General features: G+C 37.2%; 26 protein-coding genes. 8 read left to right on the top strand and 18 right to left on the bottom strand.

All coding sequences use genetic code 11. From position 1 onward, the window contains the following. Positions 1 to 5: 5 nt before the first annotated feature. Together HMPREF2795_RS07885 and xerS are read left to right on the top strand one after the other, a co-directional pair. Positions 6 to 1,853 carry a zinc-ribbon domain-containing protein gene (locus HMPREF2795_RS07885; RefSeq protein ID WP_075228591.1) on the top strand — a complete coding sequence of 616 codons (1,848 nt, stop codon included), beginning with the start codon at positions 6 to 8 and terminating at the stop codon, positions 1,851 to 1,853. 275 nt (positions 1,854 to 2,128) lie between these two features. Next, positions 2,129 to 3,202 (top strand): tyrosine recombinase XerS, encoded by a 1,074-nt coding sequence (gene xerS, locus HMPREF2795_RS07880; protein WP_075228590.1) that lies wholly within the window; start codon positions 2,129 to 2,131, stop codon positions 3,200 to 3,202. Positions 3,203 to 3,276: 74 nt separating this feature from the next. Here xerS and HMPREF2795_RS07875 read toward each other — a convergent pair whose 3' ends face one another. The 13 genes from HMPREF2795_RS07875 to HMPREF2795_RS07815 all read right to left on the bottom strand — a co-directional run bounded on the left by HMPREF2795_RS07875 (position 3,277) and on the right by HMPREF2795_RS07815 (position 16,598). After that, positions 3,277 to 3,918 (bottom strand): hypothetical protein, encoded by a 642-nt coding sequence (locus HMPREF2795_RS07875; protein ID WP_000590819.1) that lies wholly within the window; start codon positions 3,916 to 3,918, stop codon positions 3,277 to 3,279. A 111-nt stretch (positions 3,919 to 4,029) separates the two neighbouring features. Next, complete coding sequence (locus HMPREF2795_RS07870; RefSeq protein WP_006145561.1) at positions 4,030 to 5,019, bottom strand: lipoate--protein ligase; 990 nt, start codon at positions 5,017 to 5,019, stop codon at positions 4,030 to 4,032. A gap of 58 nt (positions 5,020 to 5,077) precedes the next feature. Beyond that, positions 5,078 to 6,781, bottom strand: coding sequence for a dihydrolipoyl dehydrogenase (lpdA, locus tag HMPREF2795_RS07865; protein WP_075228589.1), 1,704 nt, complete (start codon positions 6,779 to 6,781; stop codon positions 5,078 to 5,080). A 38-nt stretch (positions 6,782 to 6,819) separates the two neighbouring features. Continuing rightward, positions 6,820 to 7,863, bottom strand: a complete 1,044-nt coding sequence (locus HMPREF2795_RS07860; RefSeq protein ID WP_075228588.1) for a dihydrolipoamide acetyltransferase — start codon at positions 7,861 to 7,863, stop codon at positions 6,820 to 6,822. A gap of 253 nt (positions 7,864 to 8,116) precedes the next feature. Further along, complete coding sequence (locus HMPREF2795_RS07855; protein WP_075228587.1) at positions 8,117 to 9,109, bottom strand: alpha-ketoacid dehydrogenase subunit beta; 993 nt, start codon at positions 9,107 to 9,109, stop codon at positions 8,117 to 8,119. Positions 9,110 to 9,126: 17 nt separating this feature from the next. Further along, positions 9,127 to 10,095 (bottom strand): thiamine pyrophosphate-dependent dehydrogenase E1 component subunit alpha, encoded by a 969-nt coding sequence (locus HMPREF2795_RS07850; protein WP_000105346.1) that lies wholly within the window; start codon positions 10,093 to 10,095, stop codon positions 9,127 to 9,129. Between the two features lie 177 nt (positions 10,096 to 10,272). Further along, on the bottom strand, positions 10,273 to 11,613 hold the full coding sequence (locus HMPREF2795_RS07845; protein ID WP_075228586.1) for an MATE family efflux transporter: 1,341 nt from the start codon (positions 11,611 to 11,613) through the stop codon (positions 10,273 to 10,275). 11 nt (positions 11,614 to 11,624) lie between these two features. Continuing rightward, entirely contained in the window at positions 11,625 to 11,885 is a 261-nt protein-coding gene (locus HMPREF2795_RS07840; RefSeq protein ID WP_075228585.1) for a hypothetical protein, read from the bottom strand. Positions 11,886 to 11,895: 10 nt separating this feature from the next. Further along, a complete protein-coding gene (locus HMPREF2795_RS07835) occupies positions 11,896 to 13,167 on the bottom strand; it encodes a dihydroorotase (RefSeq protein WP_075228584.1) in 1,272 nt (423 codons plus the stop codon). Between the two features lie 12 nt (positions 13,168 to 13,179). Continuing rightward, entirely contained in the window at positions 13,180 to 13,644 is a 465-nt protein-coding gene (locus tag HMPREF2795_RS07830; protein ID WP_001135775.1) for an NUDIX hydrolase, read from the bottom strand. Between the two features lie 9 nt (positions 13,645 to 13,653). Then, the gene (locus tag HMPREF2795_RS07825) at positions 13,654 to 14,307 is read right to left on the bottom strand and encodes a uracil-DNA glycosylase (protein ID WP_049509671.1); all 654 of its coding nucleotides are present in this window, start codon (positions 14,305 to 14,307) and stop codon (positions 13,654 to 13,656) included. Between the two features lie 117 nt (positions 14,308 to 14,424). Continuing rightward, positions 14,425 to 15,198, bottom strand: a complete 774-nt coding sequence (locus HMPREF2795_RS07820; RefSeq protein ID WP_261675832.1) for a hypothetical protein — start codon at positions 15,196 to 15,198, stop codon at positions 14,425 to 14,427. 431 nt (positions 15,199 to 15,629) lie between these two features. Continuing rightward, positions 15,630 to 16,598 carry a hypothetical protein gene (locus HMPREF2795_RS07815; protein ID WP_049509215.1) on the bottom strand — a complete coding sequence of 323 codons (969 nt, stop codon included), beginning with the start codon at positions 16,596 to 16,598 and terminating at the stop codon, positions 15,630 to 15,632. A gap of 226 nt (positions 16,599 to 16,824) precedes the next feature. Between HMPREF2795_RS07815 and HMPREF2795_RS11085 the strand changes: the two genes are divergently transcribed. Next, complete coding sequence (locus HMPREF2795_RS11085) at positions 16,825 to 16,908, top strand: hypothetical protein (protein WP_142322021.1); 84 nt, start codon at positions 16,825 to 16,827, stop codon at positions 16,906 to 16,908. A gap of 102 nt (positions 16,909 to 17,010) precedes the next feature. Here HMPREF2795_RS11085 and HMPREF2795_RS07810 read toward each other — a convergent pair whose 3' ends face one another. The 5 genes from HMPREF2795_RS07810 to HMPREF2795_RS07790 all read right to left on the bottom strand — a co-directional run bounded on the left by HMPREF2795_RS07810 (position 17,011) and on the right by HMPREF2795_RS07790 (position 21,314). Next, positions 17,011 to 17,703: a pyrimidine 5'-nucleotidase PynA gene (locus HMPREF2795_RS07810; protein WP_075228583.1), complete on the bottom strand. Its 693-nt coding sequence runs from the start codon at positions 17,701 to 17,703 to the stop codon at positions 17,011 to 17,013. 251 nt (positions 17,704 to 17,954) lie between these two features. Continuing rightward, complete coding sequence (gene pta, locus HMPREF2795_RS07805; protein ID WP_000451567.1) at positions 17,955 to 18,929, bottom strand: phosphate acetyltransferase; 975 nt, start codon at positions 18,927 to 18,929, stop codon at positions 17,955 to 17,957. Between the two features lie 15 nt (positions 18,930 to 18,944). Next, positions 18,945 to 19,844, bottom strand: coding sequence for an RluA family pseudouridine synthase (locus tag HMPREF2795_RS07800; RefSeq protein ID WP_001210018.1), 900 nt, complete (start codon positions 19,842 to 19,844; stop codon positions 18,945 to 18,947). Next, positions 19,841 to 20,659, bottom strand: coding sequence for an NAD kinase (locus HMPREF2795_RS07795; RefSeq protein WP_025171265.1), 819 nt, complete (start codon positions 20,657 to 20,659; stop codon positions 19,841 to 19,843). Before HMPREF2795_RS07795 ends, HMPREF2795_RS07800 begins: the two co-directional genes overlap by 4 nt. Beyond that, positions 20,643 to 21,314: a GTP diphosphokinase gene (locus HMPREF2795_RS07790; RefSeq protein ID WP_000627444.1), complete on the bottom strand. Its 672-nt coding sequence runs from the start codon at positions 21,312 to 21,314 to the stop codon at positions 20,643 to 20,645. Before HMPREF2795_RS07790 ends, HMPREF2795_RS07795 begins: the two co-directional genes overlap by 17 nt. A 134-nt stretch (positions 21,315 to 21,448) precedes the next feature. On the opposite strand from HMPREF2795_RS07790, the gene HMPREF2795_RS07785 reads away from it, so the two are divergent. The 5 genes from HMPREF2795_RS07785 to HMPREF2795_RS07765 all read left to right on the top strand — a co-directional run bounded on the left by HMPREF2795_RS07785 (position 21,449) and on the right by HMPREF2795_RS07765 (position 24,795). After that, a complete protein-coding gene (locus tag HMPREF2795_RS07785) occupies positions 21,449 to 22,018 on the top strand; it encodes a CYTH domain-containing protein (RefSeq protein WP_000681314.1) in 570 nt (189 codons plus the stop codon). A gap of 124 nt (positions 22,019 to 22,142) precedes the next feature. Next, positions 22,143 to 23,087: a ribose-phosphate diphosphokinase gene (locus tag HMPREF2795_RS07780; protein ID WP_001285421.1), complete on the top strand. Its 945-nt coding sequence runs from the start codon at positions 22,143 to 22,145 to the stop codon at positions 23,085 to 23,087. A 15-nt stretch (positions 23,088 to 23,102) separates the two neighbouring features. After that, complete coding sequence (locus HMPREF2795_RS07775) at positions 23,103 to 24,218, top strand: cysteine desulfurase family protein (RefSeq protein ID WP_000639691.1); 1,116 nt, start codon at positions 23,103 to 23,105, stop codon at positions 24,216 to 24,218. Positions 24,219 to 24,222: 4 nt separating this feature from the next. Further along, the gene (locus tag HMPREF2795_RS07770) at positions 24,223 to 24,570 is read left to right on the top strand and encodes a DUF1831 domain-containing protein (protein ID WP_049526341.1); all 348 of its coding nucleotides are present in this window, start codon (positions 24,223 to 24,225) and stop codon (positions 24,568 to 24,570) included. Between the two features lie 9 nt (positions 24,571 to 24,579). Next, positions 24,580 to 24,795, top strand: a complete 216-nt coding sequence (locus HMPREF2795_RS07765; protein ID WP_000489417.1) for a DUF4649 family protein — start codon at positions 24,580 to 24,582, stop codon at positions 24,793 to 24,795. Positions 24,796 to 24,838 lie beyond the last annotated feature (43 nt).

Here is a 24,838-nt window from a genome sequence, read left to right as displayed (position 1 = left end):
AAGAAATGAACAAGAAAGTTAAAGATAATCCAGCTATTTACATGTACTGGGATCAAAAACGAAATGTTCTTGACCCCAAAAAATTATCGTCAAATAGTTTAAAATATGCCTATTGGTCTTGCCCTTATTGTCAACACCATTGGGAAGCGAAAATCATTGATGTGCAGCTTGACAGTTATGAATATCTTAGGTGTTGCCCCCATTGTGGATTAGGTGAACGTTCCATTGATGAAAATGAGAGCGTCCTTCAGGTTTATCCCGATTTCAGAAATTATATAAACTACAGCATTGAGCAAGATGAAGAATTAGATGAGAAACTTCTTACCTTGCCGTTCAATAGTAAAAGAAAATTCAATTTTAAATGTCCGACGTGTCAATTAAGTTGGAAAGATTCTGCGACAAATAAGAGGTTATTTCAACTAACAAGTGGGGATTTATTTCATTTTGGCTGCAATGAAACTTCCTATCATTGCGATTACAAATCAATTTATCCAAATTTAGCTAAAATCTATAGCGAACATTTAAACAAATTTAAATTTAACGAACTGAAGCTGAGTTACAATATAACAGTACCTATCCATTGGGAATGTGATAAGTGTCATTGCAAATTTGAATTATCTATTGATAGATTATTGAACCGAATTAAAAGAAGTGGTCATTACTGTTTGGAGTGTCATTCTTCATTTGAAGAGTTATTGGATAAAGATTTTGATGTTTCTCCTCTATCTTTTTTAAATTCTTCCATGCTCAAGGAGTGGTCTAAAAGGAACAATATTACACCTAATCAAGTTGATGTATTATCTAATGTTCATGTGTTATGGGAATGTACGAATTGTCACGGAGAGTATTCATGCTCACTATTTGAAAAAACAGATAGGTCTTGTCCATTTTGTTCAAATAGAGAAAAACTTCAGGATTTTAATACACTAAATGAAACACATCCCTATTTGAGGGAATTTTGGGACCTCAGTAATGAAAGGGATTTTTCCGAATATTGGTTTAAGTCAAATAATGTAGTTAGTTGGGTTTGTCCTTGTTGTAAAATCAACTTTCAATGTAGCCCAGCCGAAATGATCAGTCGAACCGATTTAGAAAATCAAAACTTTCAAACATGTCCCAATCAATGTGACTGGAGGACTGAGGTATTTAAAAATAATATTTTCCTTAAAGAACCAAAACTCATCAAAGAATGGAGCGATAAAAATAAAATTCCTATTCATTTATCTCAGACAACAATAGAAACGAAAAAATATTGGTGGGATTGTTCAAAGTGTCATGGGACATATTTATGTTCTATCCCAATTCGAAGAGAAGTTTCTCAGTGTTGTCCTTTCTGTAACAACGATAAGCCTCTGAATGGGTATAATACATTTGATTATTTGTACCCTGAACTAGCAAAATTGTGGGCACCAAATAATAAAGTCTCAATAGATAGTTTTGTTCCATTATTAACTGAAAAAAGGTTTTATTTATGGCGCTGCAAAGAATGTAACTTCGAATTTCATGAGCGCTTCAGCATTATATTAAATAAGTATTTAAATTCCGAGACAAAAGATCTTAAAGAAATGTGTCCATTTTGTGCAGAATTAAAAGAAAGACAAGATAATATCTCATTTGAAGATTTGATGAACGAGTGGGACTATCTTAACAATCTTATTCTAGGGGATCCAGAAAGAATCCCAAATAATACGCAATTAAGATTTTGGTGGATTTGTAAGAATAATCCAGAGCATCGTTATAGAATGGCTATTGTAGATAAGATTGCAAATGTAAAACGATCTATCGAGCCATGCATATTTTGTAAAGGGCGTAGACGAAAAAGAGAACATTTTGTTCCTTATAGGAAAATTTAAAAAACAGGTTCAAATTTGAACTTGTTTTTTATCATAGATTTTTATAAAGTACATTATTTTAAAAGATTGTATTTTTAGTTTTCAAGTAGATAGTGTACAGAATTTTAGTATGCGAAAGATTTAGTTTTCACGGGAATAAAGTACATTTTTTGCTCAAAAATTTTTTTCGGTTAACCTATATATCTCCTATAACTTCTTTCCGAAAAACTATAATTTTCTTGAAAAATATATCTGGCTATGCTATACTACTAGTATAGAAAGATTTGGAGAAAAACATGAAACGCGAGATCTTATTAGAACGTATTGATAAACTCAAACAAGTCATGCCCTGGTACGTTCTGGAATACTACCAATCGAAATTAGCTGTTCCCTACAGTTTTACAACCTTGTACGAATACTTAAAGGAATACGATCGATTTTTCAGCTGGGTTTTAGAATCTGGTATATCGAATGCTGACACCATGGCAAATATACCTTTAGATGTACTTGAGAATATGACCAAGAAAGACATGGAATCTTTTATTCTTTACTTGCGTGAACGACCGTTGCTGAATGCCAATACAACTAAACAAGGAGTTTCTCAAACAACCATTAACCGTACTTTATCTGCATTGTCTAGTCTTTATAAATATTTGACCGAGGAAGTTGAAAATGAACAAGGTGAACCTTATTTCTATCGCAATGTCATGAAGAAGGTTGCTACCAAGAAAAAGAAAGAAACCTTGGCTGCCCGAGCTGAAAATATCAAGCAAAAACTCTTTTTAGGTGATGAAACAGAAGGTTTTTTGAATTATATAGATGAGGAATACCCTAAAACTCTCTCAAATCGCGCCTTATCCTCCTTTAATAAGAATAAAGAGCGAGATTTAGCCATCATTTCACTCCTTCTTGCCTCTGGTGTTCGTCTCTCTGAGGCAGTAAATCTGGACCTTCGAGACCTTAATCTCAAGATGATGGTCATTGATGTCACTCGAAAAGGTGGAAAACGAGATTCGGTCAATGTTGCTGCCTTTGCGAAGCCTTATCTGGAGCAATATCTTGCTATTCGAGACAAACGTTACAAGACAGAAAAGACTGATACAGCCCTCTTTCTAACCTTGTATCGAGGTGTTCCAAACCGGATTGATGCTTCAAGTGTTGAAAAAATGGTCGCCAAGTATTCAAAAGACTTCAAAGTCCGCGTGACGCCCCACAAGCTACGCCACACATTAGCAACGCGTCTCTATGATGCTACTAAATCACAAGTTTTGGTCAGTCACCAGCTAGGACATGCTAGCACACAAGTTACCGACTTGTATACCCATATTGTCAATGATGAGCAAAAGAATGCCTTGGACAGTCTTTGGTAATACATAATATAAATTATGTAAAATAGTTTTGAAAAAGCGATAGATTTTTTATTATCTAACGCTCTTTTATTATTCTATAAAAATTCAATCCAATAATTTCTGTGTGGCTCAATGATAACTGGTTTTCCCAAAAATGACTTTAGATAAGCCAGATTCGCAGGGCTGATGGGTCTTTTCTCTTCGTTGTACTTCTCAGCACTTTCTTTCGTTAAAAAGCATTTAACAGCTTCATATGGCGTACCATCGTTAGCTGTTCTATCAATACCCATATAAGCAATTTCATCATCTTTTTGTGGAATGTCAGTAAGAAGTTTTCCAATAAAGTAGACCGTTTTATTTTTCATTAATTCATAAGCTTTACTATTTTCAAGGCGGTTATTAGCTGCAGCATACATAATACAAAAACTATCAACAATGTCTTTCATAGGCATTAATGCTTCTTTGCTAACGATAATTTCCTCAGGAGCAAGACCACCAATAATTAGGGCTTTAAAATGTTCTTGCTGAATAACATTGTCTAAAGCCATTCCCAGTGGGATTTGGACAGCTTGCAAACCTAATGGTTCTAACTCTTGTCTTTTCTTATCGAAGTGTTCTTGGGTGATACTAATATTCAAATCGTAAGGATTTGTAGATTCTTGGTTTTTAAAAAAAGCTACCACAGTACGATCTAACTGTTCAAATAGTCCGAGATTTTCAATTGGAATTTTTATCATTATTTACTTTTTCCTAATTATTTTAAATTTCCACTATATTATACTCCCATCAAATTTTAATATCAAGTTTAAACAAAAAAGAAATCCATATTACATGGATCTCTTTTGATTTTATTCAACAACTGCTTCAGCAATTTCTTCAGCAGTAATTCCTGCGAAGTAACGGCCTAAGTTAATGGTTTGAAGTGCTTTGAGGACATCTTCACGTTCGTATTTGACACCACGAAGAACGTCTTCTACTGCTGCAACATCTTCGATACCGAAAAAGTCACCGTAAATCTTGATGTCTTGAATTTTTGATTCAATAACATTAGCAAAGATTTCAACCTTACCGCTTGGGAATTTAGTTCCACGACGGACATTGTATTCAGGTGATTTGCCATAGTTCCAGTCCCAAGTTCCAAACTTAGTTTCTTTGATGCGATTGATTTCAGCCAATTCTTCATCTGAGAATACATACTCAGTCATCTCAGGGTATTCTTTTTTCATGTATTCCAAGAGTAAATCACGGAATTCTTCAACAGTGATCTTTTCTGGCAACTCATCGATAATATTAGTTACTCGAGCACGGACTGATTTAACCCCTTTTGATTCAAACTTATCTTTAGACACTTTAAGTGCGTTAGCTAGGACTGACAAATCCACGTCAAAGAGAAGACAACCATGGTGCATGATACGGCCATTGATATAGGCTTGGGCATTTCCACAGAATTTCTTACCGTCGATTTCTAAGTCGTTACGGCCTGTAAATTCAGCTTTAACACCAAGTTCAGCCAAGGTATTAATCACCGGAGTTGAAAAACTCTTGAAGTCAAAGGCCTTGTTCTCATCTTCTTTTGAAATGATTGTATAGTTAAGGTTGTTCAAATCATGGTAAACAGCTCCACCACCACTTATCCGACGGACTACTTCAATACCGTTTTCGCGTACATAGTCACGGTTAATTTCTTCGATGGTATTTTGGTGACGACCTACAATGATAGATGGTTTGTTGATCCAAAGAAGGAAGATTTGATCTTCATCAAGAAGATGCTTAAAAGCATATTCCTCTAAAGCAATATTAAAGGCAGTGTCGTTTGAATGATTGATAATATATTTCATAAGATACCTTCTAATACGATAGAGACTGGAAAATAATTCCAGTCTAGTCTATCTATTTTTATTTTTTCTTAGGTGAATGGATAGCCATTCCAAGAACATCAGCAAATGCTTCGTACATAACTTCAGAGTATGTTGGGTGACCGTGGATTGTCTTAAGCATTTCTTCAACAGTGATTTCCATTTCAATGATACTTGACGCTTCGTTGATCAATTCAGCTGCTGCTGGACCAATTATATGAACACCAAGGATTTCACCATATTTCTTATCGGCAATAACTTTAACAAAACCTTGAGCAGCATCAGAAGCAATTGCACGACCGTTTGCTGCAAAGTTGAATTTACCAATTGCTACATCATATTTCTCACGAGCTTGTTCTTCAGTCAAACCAACTGCTGCTACTTCTGGAAGTGTATAGATAGCTGCAGGAGTCAAGTTCAATTTGGCAACAGCGTGGTTTCCTTTAAGCGCATTTTCAGCCGCAACTTCACCCATACGGAAGGCAGCGTGAGCCAACATCTTAGTACCGTTGATATCACCTGGTGCGTAGATACCTGGAACAGAAGTTTCCATGTATTCATTGACTTTGATACGACCACGTTCTAATTCAAACTCGACTTCACCGATACCTTCAAGGTCTGGAACACGACCGATTGAAAGAAGGGCCTTATTCGCGATGATATCATCTTTTCCTTCAACTTTGATACGGAGTTTGCCATCTTCTTCAATGATTTCTTGGAGTTTAGTACCCGTCAAGATAGTCATACCTTTGCGCTCGAGGATTAAGCGAAGGTTCTTAGATACTTCAGAATCCATAGCTGGAACGATACGATCCATCATTTCGATAACAGTTACTTTTGAACCGAAGGTCATGAAGGCTTGTCCAAGTTCGATACCGACAACTCCACCACCGATGATCACAAGGCTTTCTGGTACTTCGTTCATTTCAAGGATATCATCACTCGTCATCACAAGTGATGATTCCATACCAGGAACATTGATTTTGCTTACTTTTGAACCACCAGCAAGAATGATCTTCTTAGTTTCAAGTAATTCAGAACCGTTTACCAAGACATTCTTATCTTTAGTAATAGTACCGATACCTTTATGAACATCAACTCCATAGCTACGAAGAAGTCCTGCAACACCACCTACAAGGGTATTGACAACTTTAGATTTTGTTTCTAAAAGTTTCTCCATATCAACAGTGAAATTAGGATTTTCAATTACGATACCACGATTTGCTGCATGACCGATATTTTCAATGATTTCAGCGTTGTGAAGGTAAGTCTTAGTTGGGATACACCCACGGTTTAAGCAAGTTCCACCAAGTTCAGATTTCTCAACAAGAGCAATCTTACCACCTAATTGAGCTGCTTTAATGGCAGAAACATATCCAGCAGGTCCACCACCAATAACAACGATATCATAAGCATCATCGCTCTTACCATCATCGTTTGAAGCACTTTCTGCAGGTGCTGGGCTAGCTTCTGGTGCAGCTGCTCCAGCTGTTGGGATATTTTCCCCTTCTTCACCAAGATAACCGATAACTTCAGTAACAGGAACAGTCTCGCCGTCACCTTTTAGGATAGCGATCAAGTAACCGTCTTCTTCTGCTTCCAATTCCATGCTGACTTTGTCAGTCATGATTTCCAAAAGGATTTCTCCTTCTTTTACAAATTCTCCGACTTTTTTATTCCATTGGACGATTTGTCCTTCTGTCATATCCACGCCGGCTTTTGGCATAATTACTTCTAAGGCCATATCTTACTTCCTCTATCTATATTTCTAAAACAAATACTTTAAACCAACATTGAGATTGGGTTTTCAATTAAAGCTTTCAAGTCTTTCATAAACTTAGCACCAGCCATACCATCTACGACACGGTGGTCAATTGTTAAACCAAGACTCATAATTGGACGAATCACGATTTCACCATTAACAACAACTGGTTTCTCAATTGTTGAGCTAACCCCAAGGATTGCTGAGTTCGGTTGGTTAATGATTGGACCGAATGATTGAACACCAAACATTCCCAAGTTACTGATGGTGAAGGTTGAATTTTGCAATTCGCTAGGAGCTAGTTTACCATCCAAAGTACGTCCGATAACATCTTTGAAGGCAACTACCAACTCAGACAAACTCATTTTTTCAGCATTGTAGACAACTGGTGTCATCAATCCATTATCCATACCAACTGCCATCGCGAGGTTGACATAGTTGTGAGTGATAATTGTCTTACCATCTTCAGTTAATGAAGCGTTAATGTATGGGTGTTTCATAAGAGTTTTAACAACCGCAAGTGAAAGCAAGTCTGTAACAGTGATTTTCTTACCAGTTGCTTCCATGATTGGATCAAGAACTTTCTTACGAAGGGCAAGCATTTCAGACATATCTACATCGTAGTTAAGCGTAAAGGTTGGTGCAGTTAAATATGATTCAACCATACGTTGTGCAATAACCTTACGCATAGGAGTCATCGGAATACGTTCGATTTCACCATAAGGTGTTACGTTATCTGGAACTTCTTCCACTTTCTCAATTTGAGCAGGTGATTTAATCGTATCGTTTTCGATATTTTCAGGAAGAAAGGCTAAAACATCCTTCTTCATGATTTTACCACGATGACCTGTTCCTTGAATTTCTTGCCAAGCAATATTATGCTCTAGTGCAATTCGTTTTGCGAGTGGTGAAATGCGAACCACGTTAGTGTCTTTATATGTTTCCACGTCTTCTTTGTGGACACGACCGTTTGCGCCTGAGCCAGAAATGTCGTAGAGATTTATCCCTAAATCATCTGCTAATTTTCTAGCCGCAGGAGTCGCTCTTAGCTTATCGTCAGCCATGACCTCTCCTATTCTATTATAAGATACTAAGGGCGTCAAAAGTCTCAGTGAAAATAGGAAACTTGACGAAGAAACTTTAGTTTCTAGGAAAGTTTATCTTTTTCACCCAGACTTTAGCCCGAGTTCAATTTTATGATGCAAAGGGCTTTTAGCCCATGCTCTAATCTAAGATATCAAGTACGCAGAGAACTCTGCACCTAAAAGATACAAAGTTTCTCGTCTTGTTAATTTTTTACATAATTTATGTTATGTATTATTGTTTGTTATACGTTTTACGGATTGCATCTTTGATGCTTTCAACTGTCGGAATCATTGCATTTTCAAGATTTTGTGCGTAAGGCATTGGTACATCTTCACCTGCGCATCGACGAATTGGAGCGTCTAAGTAATCAAATGCTTCTGATTCAGAAATGATAGCTGAGATTTCTCCGATAAATCCACTTGTCTTATGAGCGTCATTGACAAGAACCACTTTTCCAGTTTTCTTAACTGAGTTAATGATGATTTCTTTATCCAAAGGAACCAAGGTACGTGGGTCTACTACTTCTACAGAGATTCCTTCTTCAGCCAATTCTTCAGCTGCTTGCATGACACGACGAAGCATTTTACCGTATGTTACTACTGTTACATCAGTTCCTTCGCGTTTGATTTCTCCGACACCAAGTGGGATAGTATAGTCTGGATCAACTGGGACTTCACCTTTTTGGTTGAATTCTGATTTATATTCAAGAATAATGACTGGGTTGTTATCACGGATAGATGACTTGAGAAGACCCTTCATATCCGCTGGTGTACCTGGCGCTACAACTTTCAATCCTGGGATATGAGTAAACCAAGATTCCAAGGATTGTGAGTGTTGAGCTGCAGAACCAACTCCATTACCGGCCGCACAGCGGATTGTCATTGGTACTTGACCTTTTCCACCAAACATATAACGAGTTTTAGCGGCTTGATTAACGATAGCATCCATGGCAATTACAGAAAAGTCCATGAACGTCATATCAACGATTGGACGAAGTCCAGTCATAGCAGCACCAGCAGCAGCACCAGAAATTGCAGCTTCAGAGATTGGACAGTCACGAACACGTTCTGGACCAAATTCTTCAAGCATACCTACTGAAGTACCGAAGTCTCCACCGAAAACTCCGACATCTTCACCCATCAAAAGCACATTTTCATCACGACGCATTTCCTCAGACATTGCAAGGATAATGGTATCGCGGAAAGACATTAATTTAGTTTCCATATTTTCTCTACTTCTCCTTAGTCTGCGTAAATATCTTCAAATGCTGATTCTAGTGGAGGGAATGGACTTTCTTCTGCAAATTTAACAGATGCTTCCACTGCTTCCTTAACTTGTGCTTGAATTTCTTCAAGTTCCTCTGCACTTGCAATCTTGTTCTCAACAAGGTACTTGCGAAGATTTTCGATTGGATCTTTTTGTTTCCACTCTTCTACTTCTTCACGTGTACGATATTTACCTGGGTCTGAAGATGAGTGACCAAGCCAACGGTAGGTTACACTCTCAATCAAGACAGGACCTTTACCAGAACGAACATGGTCCACTGCTTTCTTAAATCCTTCGTAGACATCGATTACATTGTTACCATCTTCGATAAACATACCAGGAATACCGTAAGCTGCGCTACGTTCATGGATATGTTGAACATTGGTCATTTTCTTAATATCTGCTGAAATTCCGTATCCGTTATTGATACAGTAGAAAATAACAGGAAGATTCCAGATTGAAGCCATATTCACCGCTTCGTGGAAAACACCTTCGTTTGTTGCCCCGTCACCAAAGAAGCAGACAACGATTTTACCAGTGTTTTTCATTTGTTGAGTAAGGGCAGCGCCTACTGCGATTCCCATACCACCACCTACAATACCGTTGGCACCAAGGTTACCTGCATCAAGGTCGGCGATGTGCATAGACCCGCCTTTACCTTTACAAGTTCCAGTATATTTACCTAGGATTTCAGCCATCATACCATTAAGGTCGATTCCTTTAGCAATAGCTTGTCCGTGACCACGGTGATTTGAAGTAATCAGATCATCTGCGTTTAGAGCTAACATAGCCCCGACGTTAGCAGCTTCCTCACCAACAGAAAAGTGCGTCATTCCTGGCACTTTTCCTTTTTTTACTAATTGAGCAATTTTTAAGTCCATACGACGAATTTCTTCCATCTTACGGAACATCTCAAGCAAAAGATTTTTATCTAAAGTTGACATAATCTTGCCTTTCTAAGTATAAATTCTTATAGTTCTATTTTACTTTATAGGTTAATTAGTGTCAAAAAATATGCTTGCAATTTTTCACAATATAAAAAAAGAAAAGTCAGTAAAATCAAGACTTTTCTTTATATAAAATACAAATTTCACAAGCTTTTTTCATCGTTTTTCAACAAATTATTTGAATCTTTTCATAATAACTTGTAAACGCCACTGATAAAGAATTCCACTTACCATTAAACTAATGATAAGAGCAATCCAATAGGAATACGCACCTAAACTAGTCGAATAATCAAGATATAACCCAAGCGGAATCCCAACACCCCAGTATCCGATAAGACCAAGACAAAAAGGAACAATCGTATCCTTGTAACCTCTTAAAATTCCTTGCAGAGGTGCTGCGAAGGTATCAGCTAATTGGAAAAACAAACTATAGGTCATAAAAGAAGCTGTCAATTGAATGAAATCGGGATCTTGACCATAGAGACTAGCAACATTCTCACGATAAATATAAAGGAAACTAAGTGTTAAAATCGCGAAAATCATAGCTGTTAAACGTCCAATAAGTATGTATTGCTTAGCATCGTTTAAGCGTCTAGCCCCTACTTCGTAGGAAACAACAATAGCCATGGCTGTTGAGATACTCATAGGAAAGGCATACATGAGATTTGAGAAGTTCATAGCAGACTGATGGCTGGCGATGATGAGAGATGAAAACTTTGCCATAATCAAGCCGACTACTGAAAAAATGGCTACTTCAGCAAAGACAGTTCCACCAATTGGTAACCCAAGACGGATAGCTTCTTTGATTTTTTCTATTCGCAAGGGCATTGGTACTTCTAGATGATATTCCTTAAGCTTTTTATGTTTTAACAAGACTAAGATAGAAATCAATAACAAAGCCCAGTAGGCAAGTGAGGTACCGAGACCTGCACCTGCACCTCCAAGTTCAGGTACTCCAAATGCTCCATATATTAGTAAATAGTTAAATCCACTATTTAAAGGAAGTAAAAGAAGCATGAGATACATAGACAATTTTGTCAGTCCTAGCGTATCAAGTAGCGAACGTATCACACTGAAAAGTAAGAGCGGGATAATACCAATAGCTAGTAGCCATAAATAACGGGTTGCTACACTTGCTACAGCTGTCTCTAATCCCATGTATCCCAAAATAACTGGTACTAAAAAGAAGACTAGTAGAAAAAGAATAAGGGATAAGGCTAAAGATAGATAAATAAATTGATAAAAATCTGAAGCAACCTCTTTCTTCTGTCCTTGGCCCAAATGGTGTCCGATAATAGGTACTAAGGCTGATACAATCCCTGTCAGAAAGGTAAAAAAAGGATTCCATAAGCTTGTAGCTATGGAAACTCCTGCCAGATCCAGTGTATTATACTGACCCGTCATTGTTGTATCAACAAAGGAGGCCGAATAATTAGCAAATTGGTAAATCAATATCGGAAAGAATATTTTTAAAAATAAGATAATTTTATCTTTAATAGTTTCTGTTGTATGCATACCTACTCTTTCTACTCCTTTTCATCCAAGCCAAAAAGCTTTAAGCCGTATTTTCTCAAGCTCAAGGGTGAATTACTAGCTTTTGATGTCGTGTGCCAACAATTACATGAGGCGCAATAATAGCTTCTAACCAAGCCACCATTATCATAGTCTACGGCATGATCAGCTTTTTCCTTGGTTTCATACTGAATTTTAGCACGGTTAGCGGCTGGACAATATACTCCATGACAAGCATTTCGTTTACGATTTCTAAGTTTACGAAAATAATTCATCCTCAAGCTCCTAATCTGCTTGATAAACGATTTGTCCCTTACAGATAGTGTATTTAACCTGCCCTTTTAATTGTTCACCAATGAATGGTGAATTAGCTGCTTTAGAAGCAAAATGCGTGTCAACGATTCTGTCAGCTTTATCATCGAAAATCGTAATATCAGCTGGACCGTTTTCTGATAGATAACCTGCTTCAAAATTATACAATTTAGCTGGATTAACAGTCATTTTTTCTAGTAACTGCATCAAACTCAACTCGCCAGCTTCCACCAAGTAGGTTAAACCTAGTGACAAAGAAGTTTCCAAACCTGTCATACCTGATGGCGCTTTGGTAATATCCTCAACATTTTTTTCGTCAGCATGGTGAGGCGCGTGGTCAGTAGCAATGACAGAAATGACTCCAGATTTTAAACCTTCAATAACTGCACGTCGGTCTGATTCCAAACGAAGAGGTGGATTCATCTTAGCGTTACTTCCTTTAGTCAAAAGCAGAGCTTCAGTCTTCGAAAAATGCTGTGGAGCTACTTCTGCAGTTACGTTAGCTCCCAAATTTTGAGCAAACTCCACAACCTTGACACTTTCTTCCTTAGACAAATGCTGAATATGAACATGAGCCTTAGTTGCATAGGCAATCATGACATCACGAGCTATCATAGCGTATTCTGCAACCCCGGTAGCACCGCAGATATGGAAATGTTCTTTAGCGATGTTTTCATTAAAACCTAGCGTACCATTCAGTCCAGGATCTTCTTCGTGCAGACTGATAAAGGTGTTTAACTTTTTAGCCTCTTCCATGGCTTCCTTGACCACTTTACTGCTTTCAAGTGGAATCCCATCATCAGAAAATCCAACAGCTCCAGCTTCTAAAAGCGACTTAAAGTCAGTCAAATCTTGGCCATTAAAGCTCTTGGTAATTGTTGCTACAGATTTAACGTTGATCTTTTCTTTTGCCGCAGATTGAAGAACTTCCTGCAAAGTCTCAATATCTGAGATAGTTGGATTAGTATTAGCCATCATAACGACAGTTGTAAATCCACCTGCAGCTGCTGCTAGTGCTCCTGTATGAATGTCTTCTTTATGAGTTTGACCAGGTTCACGGAAATGAACATGGATATCCACCAATCCAGGCGCAACTACAAGACCAGTAGCATCTATTACTTGAACTTCCTCAACATCGATTCGAGGAGCGATTTTAAGGATTTTTCCATTTTCAACTAAAATATCACTGACTTGATCCAAACCAGACTTAGGATCCATTACACGGCCGTTTTTGATTACTAACATCGCTTTACTCCTTTATTCGTAGAAATCCACTTGGGTATCCAATAATTTATCACCATCATAGACAAATTTAGCTGAAAAGAAGGGTTTATCTTCTAAAAGCCACTCTACAAAGGTATGGTCCCCTTCCCAGGTCGGCTTACTTAAAACCTCATCGTAAGGAACCCATTCTAAGGTTCCTTCATTACAGTCAATCAACTCACCTTCAAACTCAGTTACTTTAAATACATAGGTGTACCAGTCAAGGTCTGGTGTAAACTCTGGAAAGGTGATAACTCCTTTTAATACTGGTTTTGCTTTTAGACCAGTTTCTTCAAGAATTTCACGAGCAGCACATTCTTGTGGAGTTTCCCCCCGTTCTAACTTTCCACCTACACCGATCCATTTCCCTTCATGGACATCATTAGGCTTTTTATTGCGATGAAGCATGAGCAATTCTTTTCCATTATCAATGTAGCAAATTGTCGCTAACTGGGGCATATTCTCTCCTTATCTAAGCCAATCAATTGGCTCTTGTCCACTTTCTTTTAAGAATGCATTGGCCTTGGTAAAAGGCTTGGAACCCCAAAATCCTCTGTAAACTGAAAGAGGACTTGGGTGGGCTGATTCGATAATCAAGTGCTGAGGATTTGTAACCAAGGACTTCTTCTTACGTGCATAAGCACCCCAAAGTACAAAAACTACGGGTCTATCAATATTATTGACAACCTTGATCACAGCATCTGTAAAAGGTTCCCATATCTGCCCAGCATGACCATTTGCTTGACCAGCAGGAACCGTCAAGCAAGCATTGAGAAGCAAGACCCCCTGCTCGGCCCAAGTAGTCAAATCATGTGAAGCTTTTAGACCAATATCATCAGCAAGTTCCTTTAGAATATTTTGCAAGGAAGGAGGTGCTGGAATAGAATCTGGAACTGAAAAACTCAAGCCCTGAGCTTGACCAGGCCCATGATAGGGATCTTGGCCTAGAATCGCCACCTTAACCTCTTCCAGAGGAGTTGTTATAAGAGCCTGAAAAACCTTTTCTTTAGGAGGATATACAGTTCCTTGGGCATAAACCTGCTCCATAAAGTGATTGATTTTCCCAAAATAACCCTCAGGTAATTGCTCTTTAATCAAAGCATGCCAAGATGAGTGTTGCATAGTCAACTCCTTCGTTTATACTGCCTCTATTATAACAAAAAGTGGCTATCTAAACCACTTTTAAAAGTATCTATTGAGATTTGAGAAGTTTTATAGAGAATTTATACTAAAGAGCCTTTATTCACCACCTTTTCTCGTGTTAGAAAGGATAAATTCTTTGTCGATTTCATCAATAATCAATTCTGTTCGAGTATTAAGTTTTTCATCAAATCTTTTATTCAATTCCTTTACAACGCTTATCTTAAACTCATCACTTGATTTTTGTTTATAGTAATCAAATCCTCCAGAAGCCGCGCTACAGCAGCTCCCCCAATCTGAAAGATAGCCTATTATTTCAAAAACACTATCATTGTATTTTTCAAATTTTTTAGTTGCTGTACTTTTTAGATATCCTGAAATACAATTTACAAAAGAGTAGTAATACTTAGAGTCACGAAATGAATTGTATTCTGCACTATGAAAACTTGGATCGAGAATTCGTGCTGATCGCACATCTTCCATAGTGGGTTTTCTGGTCATTTTAACATCAGTCTGCAGATAAGCATAATAGGTTTCCTTATCAAAGAAAGCTCCATCTACTGCTATCAAAGCACCATACATGCCATCTTCATACTGAAACACCATCACAGCACCGTTCCTATATTTGCTTTCTACAGGAACAGGCGGAGCAATTCTCTTTTTGGGATTTTCTTTTTTTACACTAATTTTTTCTAAGAACTTTTCTAGATTTTCACTTCTTTGTTCTAAAAATTCACTATCTGCACCCAATTCTTGGGCAAGTTCTAAATCCTCTTTGTTGAGAATGATTTCTTTAATTTCAAGCAAGAATTCGTCATCTAATTGCCCAACTTCCCATAAACAGTGTGTCAAGGCGAACAAGACATCATACATATCGTCATCGTATAAATCCGACGTCAAGTCATTTTTAATTGTATTTGCATCTTCTCCTTGATTTTATTTCTCGAAGAATTCTTCTTTAATATCTAAGGAGGTGTCATTTCCAAAAATCGTTGCATCCCATGTGCCCATAATTTCAAGACTCCTATCTACTTTTAAAAAGTTCTAAATATTTTACAAGGTTTTGCAAAGAATCTATTGTTCAGAATACTCAGAAAGATAACTGATCATTATAAAAAAAAACTATCATGATATCTTTCAAATCTTTTCCTTGCAGGACTTTTCAAATACCTTCTAAATCTATGCTGACAACAAACTAGATTAAATCTCCCCTTAGCCAGAGATAAGGAGAGATTACTAAAACTATACTTAAGCACATCTTAAAGATTAAATTTCTATTATTTGACTTTCACCCAATAAATAAACTATTTAACAATCAAATAATGTGCATCTTTTATCTTATAATTTTCTAGATTGATAACTGTTTGTTTCTTATCAACAATATCATATTTAACCAGAGAATCATTAAATAAAAAATAATAGATGTTGTCTTTAAATGTAAAATACGGTGCAATATATTGCTCTGTACTAAAGCCTTCCAGATGAATAATATCTTCTTCTAAATTGTCTAGATTGACTGTAGTAAAGGAAAATTCGCCATTATATAATCCCTCATTCTCTATAATCAATTGATTATTTTTAGCATCATAGTGAATATTTGTTGGATACTTATCAGGAATATCGATATAATTCTTGCTCTGACTCTTTAAATCAAAAACCATTATTTTATTTCCCGACTTATATTCTCCATCAGAATTGCGCCCACTAAGTGCTTCCACAATATACAAGACATCATCTACATTAACCATTCTCATATATGCTGATGTTTCGTCAAGATTATATTTTTCCACGATGTTGAACTCTTTATCCATTTTCCAAATTTCCGTATTAGGAACTTGGGTTGATAAATCCAATGTGGTTACAAGTAAGTATAAATAATTATCTACAATAACAAACTGTTGACTGGCATTTAACTGACCATCATTTTTCACGGTAACATTAGTAATAACCTCTAAATTATTATCATATTTATAAAATTCAATTCTATCTGTAAAGACAGCAGTTGCATATAAATAATCCCCATCTGTTATAGATGCGTATGCATCATTTCCTTCTGCTAATTTAAACGTTTCACTTAAATTTTCCTTATTAATTCTAGAGACATATCTTTTTAGACCTGAGGTATCTTTTGTTTTTGCAGTTGAATAGGATCCTGCTTCCGAAAAACTTTCTGCCCAATAGATAAATTTCTCTTTTCTAGATATATTAACCTTGAACTCATTTAAATCATAATCATCAAAGACAGCTATTTTATCGCTATCCCAGATAGCCATTTTATAATCATCTACCGAATTTACCTTATTTGACTGACAGGCACTTAGACAAATAAGGCAGCAACAAGCACTTATTAACATCAACATGAAGTTTATGTTTCTTTTATTACTTTTTAATATCATACTGATTTGCTCCTATATAGCTTTTTTATACCAATTTAAGACGTTCAAACAGATGAATAGATAATTTATTGACTAGTTTAGATGCTTCTTTTTCAATACCTACTTGATTAACTGTACTACCAATTTGATATCCATATACAACTTAACGGTAGATGACAATCACAATATTCTTGTCATTATATCCTAGTATGATTTATTATATCAAAAAAATAAAACGTTTTCAAAAAATACCAAAATTTCTTGCACTCCATGCTCCAGGTTTTCTAGAATCTTTTATATTTTGTGATTTTTAAAGGAGCCCCAAGCAATCAAGCAGAGCCTGATAAGAGTCGACTTCATAAGTTGGCTGAGCTTGTGTCTTATTTTCCAGATGATGAGGATTGTACCAGATGGTATCGATGCCAGCATTATTTCCACCTTGAATATCAGCTGACAAAGAATCACCAATCATAAGGGTCTGATTTTTATCAAAGTTAGGGATTCGAGCTCCAATTTTTTCATAAAATTCAGCATCTGGTTTTTGGGTATGGAGTTTCTCTGAAATGAATATTTCCTTGAAAAATGGTGTAATTCCAGATTGTTCCAAACGACCTGTCTGAATATAGGTGATTCCATTTGTCGCAGCATAGAGTTCATAGCCCTTACTTATCAATTTTTTTAATAAATTTTCGACACCTGGGAAAGTCTGTCCCTGTTTTGATAGGAAAAACTGGTAGCGCTCTGCTAAGTAAGCCCCATCTTTTTCAATGCCAAAGTGAGCAAACAATTTTGCAAAACGTGTGTTAATTAACTCAGCCTTTGTAATTTTTTTCTGTTCCAAATCCTTCCAAAGAGCCTTGTTCATTGGTACATAGTAATCTTTATAGGCTTGTATATCCACTACTCCTTCTTCTTTTAGGAGTTGCGATAAGGCAATATCTTCTGCAGCATCAAAATCAAGTAGTGTGTGATCGAGGTCGAAGAGTAAATACTTATATTTCAAATCTAAATGCTCCTTTCTGAACATTAAGTGAGTAAAAAATAAATAGTCATTCAAAAGATTGCAGGAGCTAATTTCTATTGAACTGGCAGTATTGACTATGGTCTCAACTAGGTCTTTGGGTATCTATAGGTTTGATCTATAAACTTCACCAAGTATTAACAAAAGCCGATATTCCTATCACCTTTTAATAACCAGTTTGAATTCTTCCTACTTGAAAAGCTCCTTTAACAGAAAAGGAGCTATCTTGTATTTTATTGGTGTACAGCTTGTGCTGCTGTGATTAGTGTAAGTTTGAAGACGTCATCTGAGTTACATCCACGAGAAAGGTCATTAACTGGTTTGTTCAAACCTTGCAATACTGGACCAACTGCTGCAAAGCCACCGAGACGTTCTGCCATCTTGTAGCCAATATTTCCTGCTTCGATACCTGGGAAGATAAAGACGTTTGCTTGTCCAGCAACCTTGCTTCCTGGTGCCTTGAGAGCAGCTGTTTCTGGAACGAAGGCAGCATCAAATTGCAATTCACCATCGATTTCAAGGTCAGGACGAAGATCATGAGCAATCTTAGTTGCTTCAACAACTTTATCTACGCTTTCACCAAAACCTGAGCCTTTAGTTGAATAGCTTAGCATAGCGATTTTTGGTTCGATACCGAACATCTTAGCTGTGATAGCAGAGTTAATCGCAATTTCTGCCAAGGCTTCTGCGTCAGGATTGATATTGATGGCACAGTCACCAAAGAGGTAACGCTCAGTACCACGAACCATAAGGAAGGCACCTGAAGTACGGCTAACATTCGGACGAGTCTTGATAATTTGAAGGGCTGGGCGAACAGTTGCCGCAGTAGAGTGAATAGCTCCTGAAACCATTCCATCTACCAAGCCCATGTAAACCAACATAACACCAAAATAGTTCACGTCTTTAACCAAGATTTCACGAGCTTCTTCTTCAGTCATTTTTCCTTTACGACGTTCTACAAGTGATGCTACCATGTCTTCGAATTGAGGGTAGTGGACTGGGTCGATGACTTCATAACCATCCATGATTCCTTCGATTTCAAGATAAATTTTAATTTTGTCAGGGTTTCCTAGTAAGACGGGAATAACTTCTGTTTCTTTTACGATGCGTTTTGTAGCTTGAAGAATACGTGGTTCTTCACCTTCTGGCAAGACAATACGTGCATTTTTACCAACTAGGTTGGCTTTTAAACTTTCAAAAACTTCCATGAGTTTTGACTCCTTTTAAGATAAATTATTATTTGATAACTGAGTTATAAGAGTGTTGAAATCATCCGGCAGTGGACTTTCCATCTCCAACTGCTCTTCAAGAAAAGGATGATAAAACGATAAGTAATGGCAATGCAGAGCTTGGCGCTCTATGCCATGTTCAAGACTACCACCATAGAGGTCATCGCCAAGCAAAGGGAAACCGATATGGGAGAAATGAACACGAATCTGGTGTGTCCTTCCCGTATGTAGTCGAATATCAACTAGATGAATATTGCCATAAGACTCAACAATACGATAGGAAGTATGGGCATACTTACCACCTTTTGCCACTCGTCTAGTGATGATTGAATCTTCATCACGGGCAATCGGGGCAATAATTTCACCTTGAGGTTCCAGAACCCCATCTCCTTTAACGAGTGCAAAATAGCGCTTTTCAATGGCTTTCTTTTGCAACTGCTTGTCTAGTCTAGCATGAGCATAACCATGTTTAGCAAAAAGCATGAGACCCGAAGTATCGCGATCTAGTCTGGTTACAATGTGAACCTGCTGATTTTCATAGTTCTGTTTCACATAGTAGCCCTTGATAAAGTTGGCAATGGTATTGGAATGATTGACACTAGGAATCGAGGCCACACCAAAGGGTTTGTTTAGAATTAAGAAATGATCATCTTCAAACAGAATATCCAGTGGATAATCAATTGCTTCCAGTGTCTCAAAACCTTCCTCAGGAGGAATGTCGATGACAACCACATCCCCTATATCTAAGAGATAGGTTGCATTTTGTGGATGACCGTTTACGCGAATATCTCCGCCTCGAAACTTGATTTTGGCAAGCAATCCTTTAGAAACTTCATGCTTTTTCAAAAATGTCTTTACCTTGACGTGTTCGTCAGCAATAAATTCAAACCTCATTCATCCACCTCACCAATAAAGGCATCTTTGACACGATTCCAAAAACTAGTATGGCTTGGTGTTGCTACAAAATGAATCTTATGATGGTCTATCTGGTATTCTATTCTTTCAATATTACGGTAAGAATAAATGCTATTGTCAACAGAAATCGTATGGTAGTCATTACGAGTTGGTATCAATTCTATCTTATCCTTCTTAGGCACAATGATAGAAGAACCTAAGGTTCTGTAGACACGATTGTTAAGACTCGCAATTTCTGTCAATTGTAGGGCCTCAATAGTAGGATGTAAAACAGCTCCACCAAGAGATTTGTTATAGGCTGTACTCCCGGTTGGCGTCGATACCGTCAGGCCATCTCCTCTAAAACGTTCAAATGGCACTTGGTTAATGATAATATCGGCAACCATAGTCCTATCAGCTCTCCGAATGCTAGCCTCATTCAAAGCTCGGAAAATTTTCACTTCTCCATTTTCCAAAAATATCTTTACATTTAAAAGCGGGTAAGACACACGAGCCCCAGTATCCAACTGTAAATTAGTAAGCAATTGATCTAGTTCAAAATCACGGTAATCCGTATAGAAGCCTAAATGACCTGTGTGAACACCAACGAAGCGAACCTTATCCAGCTGGTCTTCATACTTGTGAAAAGCAGACAAAAGCATCCCATCCCCACCTATGGAAATCACGATATCGGGATGTTTATCATTTAATATAAAGTTATTCTTTTTTAGTCGATCTCTTAATTCATATAAGACTCTTTGACTTTGAGGTTTGCGATTAGCGATTAGATCAATTCGTTTACCTGTATTCTTCATCGGTATCGTCACTATTACCTACCCCGTCATTTAACTTTCTATGCAATGGATCAAAGAGTGCCTGTGCTTCCTGGATATCATCACGAATTTTACTCATTTCTTCATCCAATTGGTGAGAGATTCTTGCTGTGATTTCCAAGCGTTTCTTAATTTCTTCTGGAAAATCCCCTTGATATTTATAATTGAGAGAATGCTCGATGGTAGCCCAGAAATTCATAGCCAAAGTACGAATCTGAATCTCCACCAGAATCGTTCTTGCCCCATTGATCGTATCAACTGTATACTCAATAATCAAATGGTAAGAACGATAGCCTGAAGCCTTTCGATGAGTAATGTAGTCACGTTCTTGTACCACTCTCATGTCTTGCCTCTTACGAAGGATGGCAACAACCTCGCTCACGTCATCTACAAATTGAACCATGACGCGTAAACCTGCAATATCTTGCAAGTCCTGTTCCAACGTATCGTATCCAATCCCTCGACGAGCCATTTTTTCTTTTATACTTTCGATCGGTTTGACTCGACCAGTTACAAACTCAATTGGAGAATGTTTATTTTGTTTGCGGTATTGTTTTCGAATACCTCGGAGTTTTATCTTCAGCTCTCCGACAGCCTGAATGTAAGGATCTAAAAATTCTTCCCATTCTGTAATCATATATCTTTTTCATCCAATTCTCTATACACTTCGATTTATCTAGTTTTTGATTTTCTAGGAAAAATCTTATACAATAAATACAATGCTTATTATACCATACAATCGCTTTCAAAGATAAGGAAAAAGTAAAAAAAATGAAACATTTAGAAATTGAAATGAAAACACTTCTAAACAAGGATGAATATCAAAGATTGCAGGATCACTTTTCAGGAGTCACACCTATTACACAAAAAAATTACTACCTAGACACGCCAGATTTTTACCTTCGCAAACATAAAATCGCTATGCGCATTCGTACTTTTGAAAATAGCGCTGAATTGACCATAAAAATCCCACAAAAAGTTGGAAATATGGAGTACAATCAAGATCTAAGCCTCGAGGAAGCAAACCATTGTCTTAAAGAATGTAAACTTCCGCAAGGAATGATTCTTGACGAATTGACTAGCCGTGGACTTTCAACCAGTGGTTGGGTAGTTTTAGGTTGCCTAACTACTGTTCGCTACGAAAAGCAAACTCCTATCGGACTCATGGCACTTGATCAAAGCCAATACTTTGATATTGTTGACTATGAGCTTGAATTAGAAGTGGAAGATGGCAACCAAGGTAGTCTTGATTTCCAAGAATTTTTACAAGCCAATGAAATCCATTACAAAAAAGCTCCTTCAAAATTGGTTCGTTTTATAGAAAATATGAAAAAATACTGAAATAATCTTCTTTTTTTGATAAAATAAAAGGGATGAAAAATAATAGAATCTGTTGTAGAGAGCATTTATCACTAAAAGTGTTTCACTACAGCGATTCACTTAGTTTAAAGAGGACGGTTTATCGATGTCAGATACAAAAAACATGAAACTTTTCGCACTATCTTCCAACCAGGAAATTGCTCAAAGAATCGCAGATGCTGCAGGTGTTCCACTTGGAAAAGTATCTTCACGCCAATTTTCAGATGGTGAAATCCAAGTTAACATCGAAGAAAGTGTTCGTGGATATGATGTTTATATCATCCAATCAACTAGTTATCCAGTAAATAACCACTTGATGGAACTCTTGATTATGGTTGATGCTTGTGTTCGCGCTAGTGCTAATACCATTAACGTTGTACTTCCATACTTCGGCTACGCTCGCCAAGATCGTATCGCTTCTTCACGCGAACCACTTACTGCAAAACTGGTTGCAAATATGTTGGTGAAAGCTGGAGTTAGTCGTGTATTGACTCTTGACCTCCATGCCGTTCAGGTTCAAGGATTCTTTGACATTCCTGTAGATAACCTCTATACAATTCCACTTTTTGCAAAACATTACTGCGATAAAGGTTTGACTGGTTCAGATGTGGTTGTTGTTAGTCCTAAAAACTCTGGTGTAAAACGTGCTCGTAGTCTTGCAGAATACCTAGATGCTCCGATTGCTATCATTGATTATGCACAAGATGATTCTGAACGTAGCCAAGGTTACATTATTGGGGAGGTTGAAGGTAAGAAAGCAATCTTAATCGATGACATTCTGAATACTGGCCGTACCTTCTCTGAAGCTGCTAAAATCTTAGAACGTGACGGCGCAACTGAAATCTATGCAGTTTCAAGTCATGGACTATTCGTTAACGGTGCTGCAGAGTTATTAGATGCAACAAATATCAAGGAGATCTTGGTTACAGATTCTGTTGTGACAGAAAGTAGAAAACCTAAAAACGTACAATACATCACTGCTAGTGAATTGATTGGTGATGCTATGGTTCGTATTCATGAAAGAAAACCAGTTAGTCCACTATTTAAATAGAAATTAGGTGAGTTTTTGATTTATTTGGATAATGCTGCAACGACTCCGATGTCTTCAGTAGCTATCTCAGCAATGACTCAAGTCATGCAAGAAACTTATGGCAACCCTTCTAGTATTCATGGCCATGGGCGCCAAGCAGGTAAACTATTACGAGAAGCTCGTCAAGAACTTGCAAGTTTACTAGGAACAAAGCCACAACATATATTTTTTACCACTGGTGGTACTGAAAGCAATAATACTGCTATCATCGGCTACTGCCTTCGCCATCAAAATCGTGGAAAGCACATTATCACTACTGCGATTGAGCACCATGCTGTTCTAGAACCCATCAAATACTTGGTTGAAAATTTCGGTTTTGAAGTGACTATTTTACATCCTGAACATCAAGAAATCACTGCAGACCAAGTCAAAAATGCACTGCGTGAAGATACCATTCTTGTTTCTACTATGTTTGCAAACAATGAAACTGGTACACTTTTACCTATTGCTAAAATTGGTGAAGTTCTAAAAAATCATCCAGCCGTCTATCATGTCGATGCGGTTCAGGCAGTTGGTAAATTTGAGATTCTTCCCGAAAAATTGGGAATTGATTTTCTTAGCGCTTCTGCACACAAATTTTATGGTCCAAAAGGAGTTGGTTTTCTCTATGCTGCATCTACAGATTTTGACTCCTACCTTCATGGTGGCGATCAAGAGCAGAAAAAAAGAGCAGGAACAGAAAATCTTCCTGCCATTGTGGGAATGGTAGCAGCTCTAAAGGATGATCTTGAAAACCAAGAACAAAACTTTAAAAAGGTTCAAAAACTAAAAGAAACATTCTTAAAGGAAATGGCTGACACAGACTATTATCTCAATCAAGGGAAAGACCAGCTACCTTATGTCCTTAATATTGGATTCCCAGGTCAACGTAATGATCTACTACTCCTTCGTCTAGATCTTGAAGGTATTTCTATTTCAACTGGCTCTGCTTGTACTGCAGGTGTCGTTCAGGTTAGTCATGTTCTTCAGGCTTTCTACGGTGAAGACTCTCCTCGCTTACACGAATCCGTTCGCGTCAGCATTTCACCTCAAAATACAGAGCAAGAAATAATCACTCTCGCACAAACTCTAAAAGAAATCATTGGAGGTTAACTCAATGGCATTCGAAAAAACCATTAGTCTTAAAAATTGCCGTTATGATTACACACTTAGCCCAACCGTCAAAAAGTTCACTCTAAAAGATAACACTTTTTTTGAAACTAAGGTTGGTAACTATGAACTAACACGTCTTCTTGAAAAAGTTCCAAATAGTGGGGAAGGTTTCCAACTTAAGATTATCATCAACAAAGACTTAACAGGTGCAAAAATCAACATCACTGATAAATTTGGTCTACGTTTAGTCGATATCTTTAAGTCAGAAGAAACTCATATCCACCAAGAGAAATTTTACTTCTTGATGGATAGTCTTGTTGAACGTGATGTCTTTACTAAAAGCGAAAGATAGAAGGCAATTATGTTTCGATTAACTTACAAAGACACCTATCAAGTCGATCGCGTTTTAGAATACGAAGATTATGAAGCACTCATGCTATCACTTTCAGGTTGTGTGACTCTTCCAGATACTACTGTCATTACTTCTCTGACCTATAATGAAAAAGAAATCTATCAGGGGCTTCTGGGAAATCTCTATCGTTTTCTATCTCACTATGATTTTACGAAGATAAGCTAAGATTTTTCTTAGTTTTTTCTTGTTTTTGTTGATTTTTTCACAA

This window comes from Streptococcus sp. HMSC056C01 (genome assembly GCF_001811305.1).
Taxonomy (GTDB): Bacteria; Bacillota; Bacilli; order Lactobacillales; family Streptococcaceae; genus Streptococcus.
The sequence above is the reverse complement of the archived record's forward strand: the minus strand, read 5'-3'. Positions and strand labels throughout refer to the sequence as shown.